Origin of the sequence: Proteus sp. FZP2095 (genome assembly GCF_023701425.1) — a bacterium.
GTDB classification, from domain to species: Bacteria; Pseudomonadota; Gammaproteobacteria; order Enterobacterales; family Enterobacteriaceae; genus Proteus; species Proteus cibarius.
The window spans coordinates 2,123,550-2,140,350 of record NZ_JAMQBJ010000001.1; the positions used below are offsets into that span (position 1 = coordinate 2,123,550).

At 39.3% G+C, this 16,801-nt stretch carries 15 protein-coding genes, 1 tRNA gene and 1 rRNA gene; 2 read left to right on the plus strand and 15 right to left on the minus strand.

Annotated elements, in window-relative coordinates; translation table 11 throughout:
- Positions 1-5 precede the first annotated feature (5 nt).
- The 8 genes from ftsB to cysJ all read right to left on the minus strand — a co-directional run bounded on the left by ftsB (position 6) and on the right by cysJ (position 9,525).
- Positions 6-296 carry a cell division protein FtsB gene (gene ftsB / locus NBG71_RS10230; protein WP_036913758.1) on the minus strand — a complete coding sequence of 97 codons (291 nt, stop codon included), beginning with the start codon at positions 294-296 and terminating at the stop codon, positions 6-8.
- A 331-nt stretch (positions 297-627) separates the two neighbouring features.
- Positions 628-1,242: an adenylyl-sulfate kinase gene (cysC, locus tag NBG71_RS10235; protein WP_083629118.1), complete on the minus strand. Its 615-nt coding sequence runs from the start codon at positions 1,240-1,242 to the stop codon at positions 628-630.
- Entirely contained in the window at positions 1,242-2,693 is a 1,452-nt protein-coding gene (gene cysN, locus NBG71_RS10240) for a sulfate adenylyltransferase subunit CysN (RefSeq protein ID WP_156733981.1), read from the minus strand. Before cysN ends, cysC begins: the two co-directional genes overlap by 1 nt.
- A gap of 11 nt (positions 2,694-2,704) precedes the next feature.
- Positions 2,705-3,613, minus strand: coding sequence for a sulfate adenylyltransferase subunit CysD (gene cysD / locus NBG71_RS10245; RefSeq protein WP_099660057.1), 909 nt, complete (start codon positions 3,611-3,613; stop codon positions 2,705-2,707).
- Positions 3,614-3,624: 11 nt separating this feature from the next.
- Positions 3,625-5,049 carry a siroheme synthase CysG gene (cysG, locus tag NBG71_RS10250; protein WP_156733983.1) on the minus strand — a complete coding sequence of 475 codons (1,425 nt, stop codon included), beginning with the start codon at positions 5,047-5,049 and terminating at the stop codon, positions 3,625-3,627.
- Between the two features lie 205 nt (positions 5,050-5,254).
- On the minus strand, positions 5,255-5,986 hold the full coding sequence (locus NBG71_RS10255) for a phosphoadenylyl-sulfate reductase (RefSeq protein WP_075673798.1): 732 nt from the start codon (positions 5,984-5,986) through the stop codon (positions 5,255-5,257).
- Positions 5,983-7,713 carry an assimilatory sulfite reductase (NADPH) hemoprotein subunit gene (cysI, locus tag NBG71_RS10260; protein ID WP_075673799.1) on the minus strand — a complete coding sequence of 577 codons (1,731 nt, stop codon included), beginning with the start codon at positions 7,711-7,713 and terminating at the stop codon, positions 5,983-5,985. Before cysI ends, NBG71_RS10255 begins: the two co-directional genes overlap by 4 nt.
- On the minus strand, positions 7,714-9,525 hold the full coding sequence (cysJ, locus tag NBG71_RS10265) for an NADPH-dependent assimilatory sulfite reductase flavoprotein subunit (protein ID WP_075673800.1): 1,812 nt from the start codon (positions 9,523-9,525) through the stop codon (positions 7,714-7,716).
- A gap of 297 nt (positions 9,526-9,822) precedes the next feature.
- Here cysJ and queD point away from each other — a divergent pair, with 297 nt between their 5' ends.
- Positions 9,823-10,188, plus strand: a complete 366-nt coding sequence (gene queD / locus NBG71_RS10270) for a 6-carboxytetrahydropterin synthase QueD (protein ID WP_164530180.1) — start codon at positions 9,823-9,825, stop codon at positions 10,186-10,188.
- Positions 10,189-10,266: 78 nt separating this feature from the next.
- On the opposite strand, the gene queE is transcribed toward queD, so the two are convergent.
- Complete coding sequence (queE, locus tag NBG71_RS10275; protein ID WP_075673802.1) at positions 10,267-10,938, minus strand: 7-carboxy-7-deazaguanine synthase QueE; 672 nt, start codon at positions 10,936-10,938, stop codon at positions 10,267-10,269.
- A 166-nt stretch (positions 10,939-11,104) separates the two neighbouring features.
- On the opposite strand from queE, the gene NBG71_RS10280 reads away from it, so the two are divergent.
- Positions 11,105-12,472 (plus strand): L-histidine transporter HutT, encoded by a 1,368-nt coding sequence (locus NBG71_RS10280; protein WP_075673803.1) that lies wholly within the window; start codon positions 11,105-11,107, stop codon positions 12,470-12,472.
- Between the two features lie 86 nt (positions 12,473-12,558).
- On the opposite strand, the gene NBG71_RS10285 is transcribed toward NBG71_RS10280, so the two are convergent.
- From NBG71_RS10285 to rrf, 6 genes are all read right to left on the minus strand, one after another.
- A complete protein-coding gene (locus tag NBG71_RS10285) occupies positions 12,559-13,740 on the minus strand; it encodes a methionine gamma-lyase (protein WP_075673804.1) in 1,182 nt (393 codons plus the stop codon).
- 19 nt (positions 13,741-13,759) lie between these two features.
- Positions 13,760-14,158 (minus strand): hypothetical protein, encoded by a 399-nt coding sequence (locus NBG71_RS10290; protein WP_075673805.1) that lies wholly within the window; start codon positions 14,156-14,158, stop codon positions 13,760-13,762.
- A gap of 11 nt (positions 14,159-14,169) precedes the next feature.
- Positions 14,170-15,363: an NAD(P)/FAD-dependent oxidoreductase gene (locus tag NBG71_RS10295; protein ID WP_075673806.1), complete on the minus strand. Its 1,194-nt coding sequence runs from the start codon at positions 15,361-15,363 to the stop codon at positions 14,170-14,172.
- A gap of 184 nt (positions 15,364-15,547) precedes the next feature.
- Positions 15,548-16,333 carry an endonuclease/exonuclease/phosphatase family protein gene (locus NBG71_RS10300; RefSeq protein ID WP_109419485.1) on the minus strand — a complete coding sequence of 262 codons (786 nt, stop codon included), beginning with the start codon at positions 16,331-16,333 and terminating at the stop codon, positions 15,548-15,550.
- Positions 16,334-16,549: 216 nt separating this feature from the next.
- Positions 16,550-16,626, minus strand: a tRNA-Asp gene (locus NBG71_RS10305).
- Positions 16,627-16,676: 50 nt separating this feature from the next.
- A 5S ribosomal RNA gene (gene rrf, locus NBG71_RS10310) occupies positions 16,677-16,792 on the minus strand.
- Between the last annotated feature and the right edge of the window lie 9 nt (positions 16,793-16,801).

The window sequence follows — 16,801 nt, forward strand, 5'->3', positions numbered from 1 at the left end:
ATAAATTAACGACGTGGTTGAGATTTATCGCTCACAATACGGAAAAATGTCTCATTAGGCTTTATCATTCCTAATTCACTACGAGCACGCTCTTCTAACGCTTCTTGCCCGCCATTGAGGTCATCAATCTCTGCAAATAGACGATCATTACGCTCTTTTAACTGCGTATTTTGCGCCAATGCAGATTCAACTTCTTGAGTTACTTTGTTGTAATCATGGATACCATTTTTACCTAACCACAATGAATATTGTAGCCAGCCAAGTAAAATCAGAAGTAAGACTGTTAATTTCCCCATTACCACCCCCAAGATTAATGGGCTAATCATCCCACAACTCAACCACAGACGCCACAAAAGTGCTGGAATATATTACATTATTATTCCCATTATCCTCACTAGAAACGTGGATAACTTCTATAAAATTCAGATTAAGGTTTAATTTTTTCTTATTCAGATGAAGTGCTATGGGGGTTATTTATAAATAAATGGGCTCTTAATTAATGCGTAAGTCGCATTTGAAATAGTATGGCGTAATATGCATATTTTACTTTAAATACATACATTATCTCTACACATCCACCCTTTTTGTGTGTGGGGTGTGTAGAGATAATTTAATACCATCATAAAATTAACAGTAAATTTTTTTTTGCCGTAAGTATGTGATGATTTGTTGGATAAGGGTATTTATAGGAAGTGTGCCGTCTAAATGTAATTCGGGATCAATGGGCCGTTCATAAGGCGAATCGATACCTGAAAATTCCTTTATCTCACCTCGTCTTGCTTTTTGATAAAGTCCTTTCGGATCACGAGCTTCACAAATAGAAAGTGGCGTATCAACGAAGATCTCAATAAATCTTCCTTGCTCAAAACGCTCTCTAACTTGTTGTCTGTCTTTTTGGTAAGGCGAGATAAAAGCCGTTAAGACGATCAGTCCCGCATCTACCATCAATTTAGCCACTTCACCCACACGGCGGATATTTTCGTGCCTATCTTCTGCACTAAATCCAAGATCACGACATAATCCATAACGTAAGTTATCTCCATCTAATAGATAGGTATGGATGAGTGAATACTTTTGTGAGTAATGATAAAGCGCTTGCTCTAGCGCATCAGCAAGCGTGGATTTACCAGAACCAGATAAACCTGTAAACCAAAGCACACATCCTTTGTGTGTTTGTTGTGATTCGCGTTCATTTAATCCAATTTTATGAGGATGCCAAACAATATCGTTGCTTATCACCACTATTTTCCTCCAAGAAGATCTCTTGCTCCCCAATGGGGAAAATGGCGACGGATAAGCTGGTTTAACTCGACTTCAAAAGCATCATATTGTGTCGTAGTTTGTATCGCGTTATCTCTTGTTTCTCGAATAAGTCCAGCACCAACAGTGACATTGCTTAGTCGATCAATAAAAATAAGCCCGCCCATATCGCTATTGATTTGATAGTTATCCAACACTAATGGCTCTTCAAATGAGACTTCAACACTACCTATTGCATTTAAACTTAAGTTATCTGTTACTTGTTGAGTAAGCTTATTCACATCCACTTGATAATGAATATTCTCTATTTTGGCGCGGCTTTTTTTGCCTGCAATCTTAATGTCTAGAGTATGCCCTTGTACTAAAGGTTGCTCTGACATCCACACCACGTCGATTAATGCATGAGTACTAATATTGGTGGTTGTATCGTTATCATCAACGATAATATCCCCACGACTAATATCAATTTCATCCGCCAAAACCAGTGTAATGGCTTGCCCTACTTTGGCTTGTGTTAAATCACCGTCAAAAGTGACAATACGTTTAATCGTTGTCTGTTTTCCTGAAGGTAGTACTTTGATTTGTTGCCCTTGATAAAGCACGCCCGAAGATACCGTACCGCTGTATCCTCTAAAATCTAAATCTGGACGATTCACATATTGCACAGGGAAACGCAGAGGTTGCGCGTCTGAACCTAATTTAACCGGCGCATCTTCCAATAATGAAAGCAACGTTTTTCCTTGATACCAAGGCATATTCAATGAGGGAGAAACCACATTATCACCATCAAGGGCAGAAATAGGAACAAACTCAATGGTTAGATCCGTTGGGAGCTGATCAGCAAAATGAAGATAATCTTGTTGGATCGAGTTAAAAATTGCTTGCTGATAATCCACTAGATCCATTTTATTGATTGCAACGATTAAGTGACGGATCCCAAGGAGTGTACTGATAAAACTGTGTCGCCGTGTTTGTTCTTGTACGCCTTTTCGAGCATCGATCAACAAAATAGAAAGTGAACTTGTTGATGCACCTGTCGCCATATTGCGGGTATATTGAGCATGCCCTGGTGTATCAGCAATAATAAATTTACGCTTTGAAGTTGAAAAATAGCGGTACGCTACATCAATAGTGATCCCTTGTTCTCTTTCTGCCGCCAATCCATCCACCAGCAAAGCAAGGTCGAGTTTTTCACCTTGAGTACCGATCTTTTTACTTTCATTTTGTAATGTGGAAAGCTGATCTTCATAGATCTGCCTTGTGTCATGAAGTAAACGCCCTATTAATGTGCTTTTTCCATCATCGACATTGCCACAGGTTAGAAATCGGAGTAATCCTTTATTCTGTTGAGTTTTGAGATAGCGCTCTACACCTCCCTGTTGTGCGATTTCACCTGCGACAAGCTGATTCGTTTTTACGGCTAAAAGTCCCATATTTCCTCCGATTAAAAATAACCTTGGCGTTTTTTCAGTTCCATTGAAGCGGACTGATCACTATCAATTAAACGCCCTTGTCGTTCACTGCTGGTGGAAATCAGCATTTCTTCAATAATGGCGGGGAGTGTTTCTGCTTGAGAAGGGATCGCCCCCGTTAATGGCCAGCATCCCAACGTTCTAAATCTTACTTTTTGCTGTGAGATCACTTCACCAGGTTTTAGATCGATCCTGTCGTCATCTACCATAATTAGAGTGCCATCACGTTCAATAACTGGTCTATTTTTTGCAAAATAGAGCGGAACAATGTCGATATTTTCTAAATAGATATATTGCCAAATATCGAGCTCTGTCCAATTAGATAACGGAAATACACGAATACTTTCACCTTTATTAATCTGTCCGTTATAGTTTTTCCATAATTCAGGGCGTTGATTTTTCGGATCCCAGCGGTGCTTTCTATCTCTAAACGAATAGATACGTTCTTTAGCACGTGATTTTTCTTCGTCACGGCGCGCACCACCAAATGCCGCATCAAACCCATATTTGTCTAAAGCTTGCTTTAACCCTTCGGTTTTCATGATATCTGTGTGTTTTGCACTACCATGAATAAACGGATTGATCCCAAGCTCTACCCCTTGTGGATTTCGATAAACTTTAAGATCAAAGTCATATTCTTTAGCCGTTTTATCTCGAAATTCATACATTTCTCGAAACTTCCAGCCAGTATCAACATGCAACAAAGGAAAAGGTAATTTCGCGGGATAAAACGCCTTGCGAGCTAAATGCAACATCACCGAGGAATCTTTACCTATTGAATAAAGCATGACGGGATTTTCAAATTCAGCGACAACCTCACGCAGAATATAAATACTTTCTGCTTCTAATTGCTGAAGATGGGTTAGCTGTGTTTCATTCATAACAACCTCATTTAGGCAAAATGAACCAAAGGTGAATGGAGTGACGGTAAGGATTGATAAGCGTACCTATCACCAAACCACGCAAGTTGGTGATGTAGTGCAACAACTTCTCCCACAATTAATAAAGCGGGAGTCGGTGCTTTTTCAGCTAACTGCGCTAATTGTGTTAGATCCCCCGTGAAGACTTGCTGATCACGACGAGTGCCACAACTAATCACCGCGATAGGCGTTAATGGAGAACGTCCTAGTTTGATTAAACGCTGGCTAATAAGCTCTGCTTTTGCTGTTCCCATATAAATAGCGAGTGTGTGATTAGCTTGCGCTAACGATGCCCAATCCGGCTCGATCCCATCGGCTTTACAATGCCCTGTCATAAAGGTGACACTTTGAGCATATTGTCGGTGGGTTAATGGGATCCCCGCATAGGCACTCGCTCCGCTCGCTGCAGTGATCCCCGGTATAACTTGAAAAGAGATCCCATGCGCGATAGCAACTTCAATTTCTTCACCACCACGTCCAAAAATAAAGGGGTCACCACCTTTTAATCGAACAACGCGTTTACCAAGTTGCGCATATTTCACGATAAGTGCATTGGTTTCTTCTTGAGAAACACTATGATGTCCCGCTCTTTTACCTACACAAATAGTGTCAGCATCACGGCGAACAAGTTCTAAAACCTCTGGGCTCACTAAACTGTCGTAGAGCACAACTTCAGCTTGTTGAATAACCTGCAAACCACGCAGTGTTAATAGCCCTGCATCACCGGGGCCAGCTCCAACCAATGCAAGTTCGCCTTGTTGGCACTCTTTTTGTTTCAATTGTTGTTCAAGCAGGGCCTCTGCTTGTGCTAATTGATCGCTTGCCACTAAAGAAGCAAATTTACCGCTGAAAGCTTGCTCCCAAAAACGGCAACGAGCTTGAAAAGTCTCTAAGTGCTGTTTCACTTTGTTGCGCCATTTTCCGGCTATTGTCGCCATTGCGCCTAATGAACTTGGCAATAAGGCTTCTAACTTTTCACGGATCATTCGCACTAAAACAGGCGCTTTTCCCGCCGATGAAATGGCAATCAAAATAGGATTTCTATCGATAATGGCAGGAAAAATAAATGAGCATTGAGGTTGTGAATCCACTACATTGACAAAAATATGCCGTGCTTGTGCATCAAGATAAACTTGCTGATTAAGCACACTGTCATCAGTGGCTACAATCACAAGCATCATTCCTAATAGATGTTCAGATTGATACTTTGCTGATACCCATTCAATTTTATCTTGCTGGTAAGCAAGGTGTAATTCATCACACAACTGAGGTGCAATCACTCTTAAGCGAGCGCCAGCTCTTAACAACAGCAAAGCTTTACGCGCAGCAACATGACCACCACCAACCAATAACACTGGGCGTTCTTTTAATTCCACAAATAAGGGTAGGTAATCCATACGCGTATTTCACCTTCGTTGTTCACTTTATAACTAACGACTATAAAAGGTGCTTTAGAGGTTATGAAATGACAAAAAGCTATGTGATGGAACAGAAAGGAATAAGGAAAAACAAAGTGTTTTCAAATAGTTATAATTTTATAAATGACAAAAAGGGCAATAGATAAGCTCTATTCCCCAAATTATTTATTGGCAGATAATGGCGTTATTCGTGTAATCCACACTCACGTTTTAAGCCGAAAAATCGTGTTTCTTCTTCACTCATACCGTCTTCCCATTTTCGGGTTGTGTGAGTATCTCCCACAGAGAGATAGCCTTGTTCCCATAAAGGATGATAAGGTAAGTCGTTATCTTTAAGATATTGATAGATCTGCTTATTATCCCAATCAACGATAGGTAAAAACTTAAATATCCCTTTTGCGATTGACAGCACGGGTAAATGTTCACGACTTTTAGCTTGTTGTCGGCGAAGACCTGCAAACCATGTTTGAGCCTGTAATGTTTTTAACGCTCTTTCCATCGGCTCTACTTTATTTATCTGGTTATAACGTTCAATACCATCAATGCCTTCTAACCAAAGTTTGCCATAGCGCGCTTCTTGCCAAGATGAAGATATTTCAGCTCGATATACCTTCAAGTTAAGTTGTAACTGCAGAGTCAACGTATCAATAAATTGATAGGTTTCAGGAAATAGGTAACCTGTATCAGTCAAAATCACCGGAATTTCAGGATATTGCCGAGTGATTAAATGCAGACATACCGCAGCTTGAATACCAAAACTAGAGCTTAATACATAGGCTTTAGGCAAATGTTCTAAAGCCCAAGTAACCCGTTCAATGGCACTTAATTGCTCTAACTGTTGATTAATCTCGCTCAAAGCATGTGTTTGCTCTTTAACAGGTAACTGTTTTAGCGAAGCAAGCTGAAATAGGCTCATACTGCCTCCTGCACTTCATAAAAATCAATCGCTGAATTCAATACAGGTTTAACAACATCAGTACGGATAAGAAAATCACCGAAACCTTCATTGTTATGACGAGAAATTGCCCATTCACCAATCAGTGGATCCAGTATTGCAATGATTTCTTGCGAGGTAATATTTTCACGATACATTCTAGGAATACGTGTCCCAATGCGATTTCCCCCTAAATGCAAGTTGTAGCGATCAGGAGCTTTACCCACCAGCCCAACTTCTGCCAACATAGCACGACCACAGCCATTCGGGCATCCCGTTACACGCACAACAATATGCTCATCACTCACACCATGTTTTGTCATCAAGTTATCAAGGGTATCGGTGAATGAAGGTAAAAAGCGCTCAGCTTCCGCCATTGCCAATGGGCAAGTTGGGAAAGAAACACACGCCATTGCATGTTCACGCAGTGGTGTAATTTGGCTATTCATCAAACCATATCGACGAGCGATCGCTTCAATATTGGCTTTTTCACTCTCTGGTACACCTGCCACAATTAGGTTTTGATTAGCAGTCAGTCGGAAATCACCCTGATGAATTTTGGCAATTTCTGCCACTCCCGTTTTTAATGGAACATCAGGTGTATCAATCAATCGACCACTTTCAATAAATAAAGTAAGGTGCCATTTATCATCAACACCTTTTAACCAGCCGATTTGATCGCCTCGATGGGTAAATTTATAAGGTCGAATAGCCTCAAAAGTTACTCCAGAACGACGTTCAACCTCTTGTTTAAATGTCTCTACGCCAACACGTTCCAGTGTGTATTTTGTTTTTGCATTTTTACGTTCAGTTCGATTTCCCCAATCACGTTGAGTCGTCACAATAGCTTCTGCAATTGCCAATGTATTCTCAATAGGGATATAACCAAACTCGCTGGCTAAGCGAGGAAAGGTATTTTTATCGCCATGTGTCATTGCAAGACCGCCACCTACAAGCACGTTAAAGCCAACTAAATGCCCATTCTCAGCAATCGCGATAAAATTCATATCATTAGCATGGAGATCAACATCATTATGAGGCGGGATCACCACCGAGGTTTTAAATTTCCGCGGTAAATAGGTTTCTCCTAAAATAGGCTCTTCATCAGTTGTGGCAACTTTCTCTTTGTCTAACCAAATTTCCGCATAAGCATGGGTGCGAGGTAACAGATGTTCTGATATTTTTTTCGCCCACTCATACGCTTCTTGGTGTAATGAAGATTGCACTGGGTTTGAAGTACATAACACGTTACGGTTAACATCGTTCGCGGTCGCTAAAGCATCCAGACCTGTTGCTACCAGCATTTGATGTGCCGGTTTTACATTGCCTTTTAAAATGCCATGAAATTGAAATGTTTGACGATTGGTAATACGAATACTGCCATAAAGCGTATTTTCAGTCGCAAATTTATCAATGCTAAGCCACTGTTTAGGCGAAATAATGCCTCCGGGCAAACGGCAACGTAACATCATTGCATGACGAGGCTCTAACATTTGTTCCGCACGTTCAGCACGAATATCTCTGTCATCTTGTTGATACATGCCATGAAAGCGGATCAATAGAAAGTTATCGCCTTCAAAACCACCCGTTAAACCATTTTGTAAGTCTTCTGTAATAGTGCCGCGTAAAAAGTGACTCTCTTTTTTCATGCGTTCACTATCAGCCAGTTTTCCTTCAACCACTAAGGGCGCTTGAGTGTGTGATTTCATTTAATAGACATCCCTCTGATAACGCCGTTCTAGGCGTAGCTCACTTAAGTATTCATCTGCTTCTTCAATATTTTTATTGCCATACTCCATCACAATATCTAACAACGTCTGTTCAACATCTTTTGCCATCCGTGACGCATCGCCACAGACATAAAGATAAGCGCCTTGTTGTAACCATTGCCAAATCTCACTACCACGTTCACGTAATTTATCTTGTACATAAATTTTATGCGCTTGATCTCGTGACCATGCTAAATCGATATGAGTTAGCAGACCGCTTTTGACATAACGTTGCCATTCTACTTGATAGAGAAAATCTTCTACAAAATGAGGATTACCAAAAAATAACCAGTTTTTACCTGTTGCTACGTCATTTTCGCGCTGTTGCATAAAACCTCGAAAAGGTGCAATACCTGTGCCTGGGCCAATCATAATGATGGGGGCGGTGTTATCTTCAGGTAGGCGAAAATGCGCATTTTTTTCGATAAAAACATTGATACTATCGCCTTCTTTCAAGCTATCCGCTAAAAAGCCAGAAGCCCCACCGGTATAAGCGCGAGAGTTAACGTCGTAACGCACAACCCCTAAAGTAAGGTGTACTTCGTCTTCGACTTCTTGTTGTGACGATGCAATAGAGTAAAGACGAGGAGTCAGTGGACGTAAAATATCAACAAAATCTTGTGCTGTAGGTTGAGCACAATATTGGCGTACCATCTCATTAATAGGATGTTTGTCTGCATATTGCTGAAGTTTGGTTTTATCAGCCACTAATGACAATAGATCTTCATGACGCGTCAATTGGGCGTAGGCTTTTACGATAGGTGCACTATTTTGGGTTAGCTCACAATGGTGCAGTAACGCTTCTTTTAAGGTGAATGTTTGAGATTTTAACGTGACAGGTTCATCCCCCTTTAGCCACAACAAAGTAATAAGTTCATCAACTTTTTCAGGTGAGTTATTAAACCAAACGCCCAGTGCATCGCCTGGTTGATATTGCAAATTAGAACCTTCAAGGCTGATTTCAATATGGCGAATATCTCTATCTGAATTTCTGCCTGTAATTTTTTGATTAGTCAGTAATGTGGCAGTAAAAGGGGCATCTCGATGATAAATAGATGACTCAATCGTATCTGTCGTACCTGACTGTGTTTGTTGTAAGACTTGCGTAGTTTGTGTCGGAACTTTTGCCTTTAAGATCTCTGTAAGCTGTTCTATCCATTCAGCCGCAATGGCTTGATATTCAACATCAGCATCAACTCTTGGTAATAAGCGTGTTGCACCTAGTTGTGCAATTCGCTCATCAAAGTCTTTTCCTGCCTTACAAAAATGCTCATACGATGTATCACCTAAGCTAAATACAGCATAAGACGTTTCTTTCATTTCAGTCGCTTTTTTAGAATTCAGATATTTATAAAAAGCGATTGCTTCTTCAGGAGGGTCACCTTCACCTTGCGTAGATGCAATGATGATCAAGGTTGTTGTTTTATGGATCTGCTTAAACTTGTATTCACCTGCGGAATATAGTTCTACATTTAATTTGTGAGCAATCAGATTATCTCGTAACTGTTCGGCAAGATGACGCGCATTACCCGTTTGAGAAGCAGAGATCAATGTAATGGTTTCCTGCTCAGGTACGTGTACTGAGGTAACCACTGTCGATGCCGATACAACAGAAGGATCAAGCTGCCCCCACAAATAGCCAGATAACCATGCAATCTGCGCTGTTGAGAGATCTTTTGTTGCATCCTGTAATTTATTCAATTGTTCCTGTGTTAATGGAAGCATTGATAATAATGGAGGTTGATTGCTCATTTATCTAGCCTTAAAAAGCGAAGCACTTATTTGTGCTTTATTGTTCTTTGATAATATTTCTAATATTGAGAGGGTATCCCACGACTAGAAGATGAATTAAAGACCTGTTGGCTCTATCTAATAACCTTAAATGCTAAATTTATTTATCGGTTTCCTTTACCAATATAATTAATAAGCAAAAAGGAACATAACAAGTCATTAAGATTAAGGGAGATTAGGCGTGATACGCTAAATCGGCTACACTGGTAGACTTCGTACTATTTGTGTCTTTTTTTTACTAATTAAGTCAAGAGAGTTTTGATGACAACCACCATCTTTAAAGATTTTCAATTTGAAGCAGCCCATCATTTGCCACATGTTCCTAAAGGCCACAAATGTGGACGTCTTCATGGGCACTCATTTCTTGTTAGATTAGAGCTAACAGGTGAAGTTGATGCACATTCAGGTTGGCTTATTGATTTTGCTGATGTGAAAGCCGCATTTAAACCTACTCTTGAGCGTCTAGATCACTACTATCTTAATGAAATTGAAGGCCTAGAAAATCCGACCAGCGAAGTGCTGGCAAAATGGATTTGGCAGCAAGTAAAACCGTCATTGCCATTATTATCTGCGGTGATGGTGAAAGAGACGTGTACAGCAGGATGTATTTACCGCGGTGAGTAAATCGGGTTTAACATTAAACCGTTATCACCTAAAAGAAAATCAGCCTTTATTGGCTGATTTCTTATATTAAAAACGCGATCACGCAATATTTAAATATTTATGTGTTTGCATTGAGAAACGCCAATTACGCTCTATGCAGGTTTTAATACATAGTGCCGTCGCACTCTCTTTACAACTAATAGGTTGTAAAGCAACAACAGGTACAGGGTGCTCTGTGCGTAATGTCAGTAAGGCATCCAACGCTTCAATATCTTTTTCACGTCCAACAGGATGTTTTATCTCATTAGCACGATTGATTGCGCTGGTTAATACCTTAAAGCCCCCTTTCATGCCCACTTTTGGGGAAAGTGTCACCCATGTCTTCTCACTACATAAAATATCGTGAGTACCACTGGTTTCTATCTGACAGGAAAAACCTGCTTGCTCAAGCCCTTCTGTTAAAGGGCGTAAATCATATAAGCAAGGCTCGCCTCCTGTGATAACCACGTGTTTTGCACTATAACTTTGTTGTTGGAAAAGTGATAAAATCTGAGTAACGCTGGCTTCTCCCCAAGCATCGCTTTCTTGCGTTTTAATAGGAATATCACCAAGAGGAACTTTTTTTTGGTCTTCTTTTTCCCAAGTATGTTTGGTATCACACCAACTACAACCTACAGGACAACCCTGTAATCGAACAAAAAGTGCAGGAACGCCAGTAAAAACACCTTCACCCTGTAAGGTTTGAAACACTTCATTAATGGGGTATTGCATAAGAAACTCTGATATCCAATGAATGCTGATGATTATTACAGATAACTATCTCACCGTAAGAGGCTTTATGATAAGGTACATGGTTTGTTTTGAATAGCTAACGTGCGAGAAGACACTGAAAAAGAGGATAGAGATCCTCCATTGGACAGAGATGGGAATACTTTAGATGCAAAAAGAGAATCAACTTTCACGAGGATTATCAGGGCGGCACATTCGTTTCATGGCGCTAGGCTCTGCAATCGGTACAGGTTTATTTTATGGCTCTGCGGCTGCCATTGAGAAAGCGGGTCCAGCTGTATTGCTTGCTTACCTTATTGGTGGTGCAGCAGTATTTATGGTTATGCGTGCATTAGGGGAAATGGCAGTTCATCATCCTGTTGCGGGCTCTTTTTCACAATATGCAAGCCATTATATGGGGCCTTTAGCTGGCTTCTTAACGGGCTGGAACTACGTTTTTGAAATGCTGATTGTCTGTTTAGCTGACGTCACGGCATTTGGTTTCTATATGAAACTCTGGTTCCCAGATGTTGATCAATGGATATGGGTATTAGGGATAGTTTGTTTTATTGGCGCATTAAACCTTTGCCATGTGAAGATATTTGGTGAAATGGAATTTTGGCTTTCTATTGTTAAAGTAACTGCAATTATCGCCATGATAATTGGTGGTGTTGTCATTATGATGTATGGCTTTGGGCAACAAACTGAACACCCTATTGGTATTTCTAACTTATGGGAGTTTGGTGGCTTTATGCCAAATGGTATTGAAGGGGTTATCGCCTCACTTGCCATTGTCATGTTTGCGTTTGGTGGAATTGAAGTGATTGGTATTACTGCCAGTGAAGCTAAAGATCCTGAAAAAACCATTCCTAAAGCTATCAATGCCGTACCGTTTCGTATCTTATTATTCTATGTACTGACAATTTTCATTCTAATGTGTATTTTCCCTTGGCAACAAATCGGCCATAACGGTAGCCCATTTGTACAGATTTTCTCAAATCTAGGGATCAATTCAGCAGCAAATATCTTAAACCTTGTGGTTATCACGGCCGCAATCTCTGCGATTAACAGTGATATCTTTGGTGCTGGTCGAATGATGTACGGAATGGCTCAAGAAGGACAAGCACCAAAATCCTTTATGAAGCTCACTCGTAATGGTGTGCCTTGGATGACTGTGCTAGTGATGTCTGTTGTCTTGTTACTGGGCGTAGTACTTAACTACCTAATCCCAGAGCAAATCTTCGTTTTAATCGCCTCTATTGCGACATTTGCAACAGTTTGGGTATGGTTAATGATTTTACTTTCTCAAGTCGCGATGCGTCGTAAGATGAGCGCAGATGAAGTGAAAACACTGAAATTCCCAGTACCACTATGGCCTATTGCTCCAGCACTGACTATCGTCTTTATGGCGTTTGTTATCGCAATCTTAGGCTATTTTGAGTCAACCAGAATGGCATTGATTGTCGGTATGGTATGGGTAGCTATTTTAACTATTGGTTACTATGTAGGTATCAAACCAAGAATGAACCAGAAATAAATCATATTTCTGAGTCAACAATTCTGAGTTAAACAATAAAGGCTGTGGATTAATTCACAGCCTTTTTCTTTATTATGCGATCTTCACTAAGCCAGTGCTTGTTTTAAATCAGCAATTAAATCATTCACATCTTCAAGACCAATTGATAATCGAATTAAACCATCACTAATACCATGCCTTTGTCGTTCTTCTGCACTATAAGTAGCATGGGTCATTGTGGCGGGATGTTGAGCTAAAGACTCACAGTCTCCTAAACTTACCGCTCGACTAAAGAGATTTAAGCGATTCAAAAACTCTCGGCCTGCTTTTATTCCTCCCTTTAACTCAATGGCGATCATACCTCCAGCTAAACGCATTTGACGCTTAGCAAGTTCGTATTGAGGAAATGAAACTAGCCCAGGGTAATAAATAGTTTCGACTTTAGGATTATCTTCAAGATATTGTGCAATACGCTGTGCATTTTGGCAGATCTGTTCCATTCTTATGCCTAACGTTTTTATGCCTCGTAAAATTAATGAGGCATCATGAGGGGACAGACAAGCACCAGTCATATCCTTTAAACCTTCAACTCGTATTTTATCTGCTAGGGCATGTGTAGTAATAATTGCACCTGCTGTTACATCACCATGACCTGATAAATATTTAGTCATAGAATGCACTACAATATCAGCGCCAAGCTCTAAAGGTTGCTGTAAATAAGGCGAGCAATAAGTGCTATCTACCATGACTAATATATTATGCTGATGCGCAATTTCTGATATTTTTGCGATATCACTCACTCGCATATTAGGATTAGCCGGAGTCTCAAAGAAAATAAGTTTTGTTTTCTCCGTGATCGCCTCTTTTAATTTTTCGAGGTTAGTTAAATCAACATGCTTTATTTTAACGCCGAATTTAGCGAGCCCATGATTGAAAAACGTAAAAGTACAGCCATAAACTGTCATATCAGCAATAAGTTCATCACCAGGTTTAAGCAATGACCAACAACTAGAAGTAATTGCTCCTATACCAGATGAAAATACAACAGCACCTTCACCATTTTCTAATTGAGCTAAACGCTTTTCTAATAACTCTAATGTAGGGTTTGAGATCCGAGAATAAAAATGCCCTTTTTGTTTTCCTGAAAAACAATCAGCACCATATTGTGCAGTTGGAAAAACAAAAGTAGATGTTTGAAAAACAGGAGGCACTAATGCCCCCTGAGAATCTAACGGAGAATAACCATAATGTATTGCTTGAGTATTAAAATGTTTATTACTTTGCGTCATTATATCTCCCAAATATTAATTAATTTTCTATTCGTTTGTTATTTTCCCCGATAATCTGAACTGTTCTTAGAATAATTGAAATTCCTTTAAGGGTATCAGGGTTTCTTAATAATGCAAAAGTTGAACCTAATGTATATTTTTTATCTTGATAAATAGATTCTTTCTTTGCCATATTATAAGCAGCACTTAATTCCCAAACTGGAATTAATGTTTCTTCAAATGCAACCGAAAGTTTTTCAACTGTTGCATTATCCATAATATCTATTGAATCTGATATTAAAGATAATAAATCGACGATATTATCAAACCGTTTTAATGCCAATAATGGTCTTGCTTTTTCTAATAAATGTTGAAGATGTAATTTATCTTCATCAGATAAAAGTTGAATATCTGCTGGGCTTAAATTATTTTCACTCATTATTGTATCCCCTATAATAATCCTCTAACGGTTGCCCAATATAAGCCTCGGTTATAACTATTACGCAATAACCCACCCAACTTTGTTGGTGGTGTAGGAATTACGTCATGTTTATAGTCATACTGTAATGGCATACCTGCAGATAATCCCATTTGTGCGACAGCTTGCACTCGACCATCATAAATTGCAGCAGGATAACCATAGCGAAGCTCACCACAGATATTATTTGCAATCACACCAGCTTGGTTATGGCAACTACCACCGGCTTTACTAATCGGTAAATCAACCGTATCACCAAGAACATACACTTGATTTAACCCATAAACTTGCAATGTTTCAGGATCAGTAGGTAACCAGCCTTCACCATTATTATGTTCACTTAAGCCTGTGTTACGGATCGCCTCAACCGCAGTAATTGGCGGTGTGCTCATAAGGATATCAAACGGCTCTGCCTCACCCTCTTTTGAATAAGCGATTTTCTTATCAGGATCAACATGGCTTAACGTAAAGCCTCGTTTAGCTTTAATATCTCGCTCAGAGAATACTGCTGGAAGAACTTCACAAACTTCTTGTTGCATAAACAGACAGTTTCTTAGTAGTTGAGCAACTGTAGGATAGGTATAAACAATCTCAATATTATTCCTCACCCGACGTTGGCGAAGAAGTTCATCCAGCATCAATGTAGTCTCCATAGGAGCAATACCACATTGATGAGGCACATTAGGTGTTTCAGGGAAACTAACAGTAATAAACACTCTACCTTTTTCAATTTTAGCTAATTTATCAGCGAGTATTCTAGCTGCTTCATATTGGTAGAAATGATTTCCTGCTTCTTTTAAGCCTTCAATTCTATGAGGACTAGGAACACAACCTGTTGCTAATACTAAAAAATCATAGTTATATTTTTTATTAGACTCGCAATAAATAACTTTATTATTAAAGTCAAAACGTTCTGCTTTATCGATAACAAATTCAATTTCAGGTCTTAATAAACTTCTTTCTGACCGCATTAGTTCTTCTTTTAAAAAAAGATTAAATGCAATATACATAAATGCAGGTTTGTAATAATGGTTAGGATTATCTGAAATAAGCGTTATTTTGATTTTATTTGAAAATATTTCGTCATTTAACTTTTTAGCTAGGATATTTGCAAGAATAGTTCCGCCTGTACCGCCGCCAATAATAACTATATTTTTTGTTGGCATTTTATTTCCTATACTCAGTGACATTAGATAGACAGGAAAATTATAGTAAAAGTTATTAACATAACAAATATATTAAATAGATAGATAAAGCACTCATGAAATAATATATCTAATCAATAGATAATATAATCACATTAAATTCAAATATTAAAACTTTAATATTAACTAATATTATAATCACTCACTAATAAAATGTCGCAATTAAAGGATGATGATCAGATGCATCTGTGATTAATACTTCAGCTTTATTCAATGATAATCCGCGATAAAAAATATAATCCAAGGGTTTACCAAAGGCTTTTGTACGCCAATCGTTATCAAAAATAACTTCTTTAAGTTTTAATGTTCTCGCAAAACGTTTTAATACATTGACTCTTGGGCGACTCCACGCATTAAAATCACCTGCTAAAATAACAGGCCCTTTATGATGCATGATGTGAACAAATAAATTACTTAACTGACGCTGATAAACATCAACACCAAAACTAAAATTAATCGCATGAACATTAATGACCATTAAATGATCACCCGTAATTAGCGGATATACCGTAATTAATGCTGATTTCGGTAGTCTTAAAAAGGGCTCTTTCTCCCTGAGAGGACAACAATAGATAGGATGAGAACTTGATAATGTCATCACACCTGCAGGGTGTTGTTGAAAAGCCAAGGCAGGAACTTGATCTGCAATTAAATGATGAGTGCCAGCAAAGCGGACAAGCTCTGGTGTGGTTTGCGCTTCTTGTAACAAAAGCAAATGTGTATCTGTTGAAAGCGTTTCTAACATATTACGCCAATTGGGTCGCTGCTGTTTATAAATATTCCAAACCGCAATTTTTAGAGAGCCTTCTGTATAAAGAGGCATTCCAATAGGCAGAGTATCCTCTCTTTCACTTAGAGGCGGGCTAGGCTCAATCCTTTCAACAGGTTGACCTGCCACAAAACGCACTGAATAAGTCGGTTTTTTCGCCATTAGCAGCCTCAGATAAACAGCAAGATTTCTTGCTATAACTGAAGTATACCAAAGGCAAGCTTCGCTCTCACCCTTTTAAAGGACACTATAATCAACAAAGTAATTATTTTTATACATAATAGTTATATTTACTTAAAAATTTCTGATTAATTTTTGGTTTATTCTAATTTTTAAGCAAAAAAAAACCTAAGTCTAACGACTTAGGTTTCTTAATGTTGGCGGAACGGACGGGACTCGAACCCGCGACCCCCTGCGTGACAGGCAGGTATTCTAACCAACTGAACTACCGCTCCGCGTATTCTTTGTGCGACTAATGTTATTAAACACTAACGCTTTAATTGATGCCTGGCAGTTCCCTACTCTCACATGGGGAGGCCCCACACTACCATCGGCGCTACAACGTTTCACTTCTGAGTTCGGCATGGATTCAGGTGGGTCCGCTGCGCTATGGCCGCCAAGCAAATTCTG

Excerpts from the sequence above, each read along its gene's own strand:
- ftsB (WP_036913758.1), bottom strand. The coding sequence starts at position 296 with ATGGGGAAATTAACAGTCTTACTTCTGATTTTACTTGGCTGGCTACAA.
- cysN (WP_156733981.1), bottom strand. The coding sequence starts at position 2,693 with ATGGGACTTTTAGCCGTAAAAACGAATCAGCTTGTCGCAGGTGAAATC.
- cysD (WP_099660057.1), bottom strand. The coding sequence starts at position 3,613 with ATGAATGAAACACAGCTAACCCATCTTCAGCAATTAGAAGCAGAAAGT.
- cysG (WP_156733983.1), bottom strand. The coding sequence starts at position 5,049 with ATGGATTACCTACCCTTATTTGTGGAATTAAAAGAACGCCCAGTGTTA.
- NBG71_RS10255 (WP_075673798.1), bottom strand. The coding sequence starts at position 5,986 with ATGAGCCTATTTCAGCTTGCTTCGCTAAAACAGTTACCTGTTAAAGAG.
- cysI (WP_075673799.1), bottom strand. The coding sequence starts at position 7,713 with ATGAAATCACACACTCAAGCGCCCTTAGTGGTTGAAGGAAAACTGGCT.
- cysJ (WP_075673800.1), bottom strand. The coding sequence starts at position 9,525 with ATGAGCAATCAACCTCCATTATTATCAATGCTTCCATTAACACAGGAA.
- queE (WP_075673802.1), bottom strand. The coding sequence starts at position 10,938 with ATGCAATACCCCATTAATGAAGTGTTTCAAACCTTACAGGGTGAAGGT.
- NBG71_RS10280 (WP_075673803.1), top strand. The coding sequence starts at position 11,105 with ATGCAAAAAGAGAATCAACTTTCACGAGGATTATCAGGGCGGCACATT.
- NBG71_RS10285 (WP_075673804.1), bottom strand. The coding sequence starts at position 13,740 with ATGACGCAAAGTAATAAACATTTTAATACTCAAGCAATACATTATGGT.
- NBG71_RS10290 (WP_075673805.1), bottom strand. The coding sequence starts at position 14,158 with ATGAGTGAAAATAATTTAAGCCCAGCAGATATTCAACTTTTATCTGAT.
- NBG71_RS10295 (WP_075673806.1), bottom strand. The coding sequence starts at position 15,363 with ATGCCAACAAAAAATATAGTTATTATTGGCGGCGGTACAGGCGGAACT.
- NBG71_RS10300 (WP_109419485.1), bottom strand. The coding sequence starts at position 16,333 with ATGGCGAAAAAACCGACTTATTCAGTGCGTTTTGTGGCAGGTCAACCT.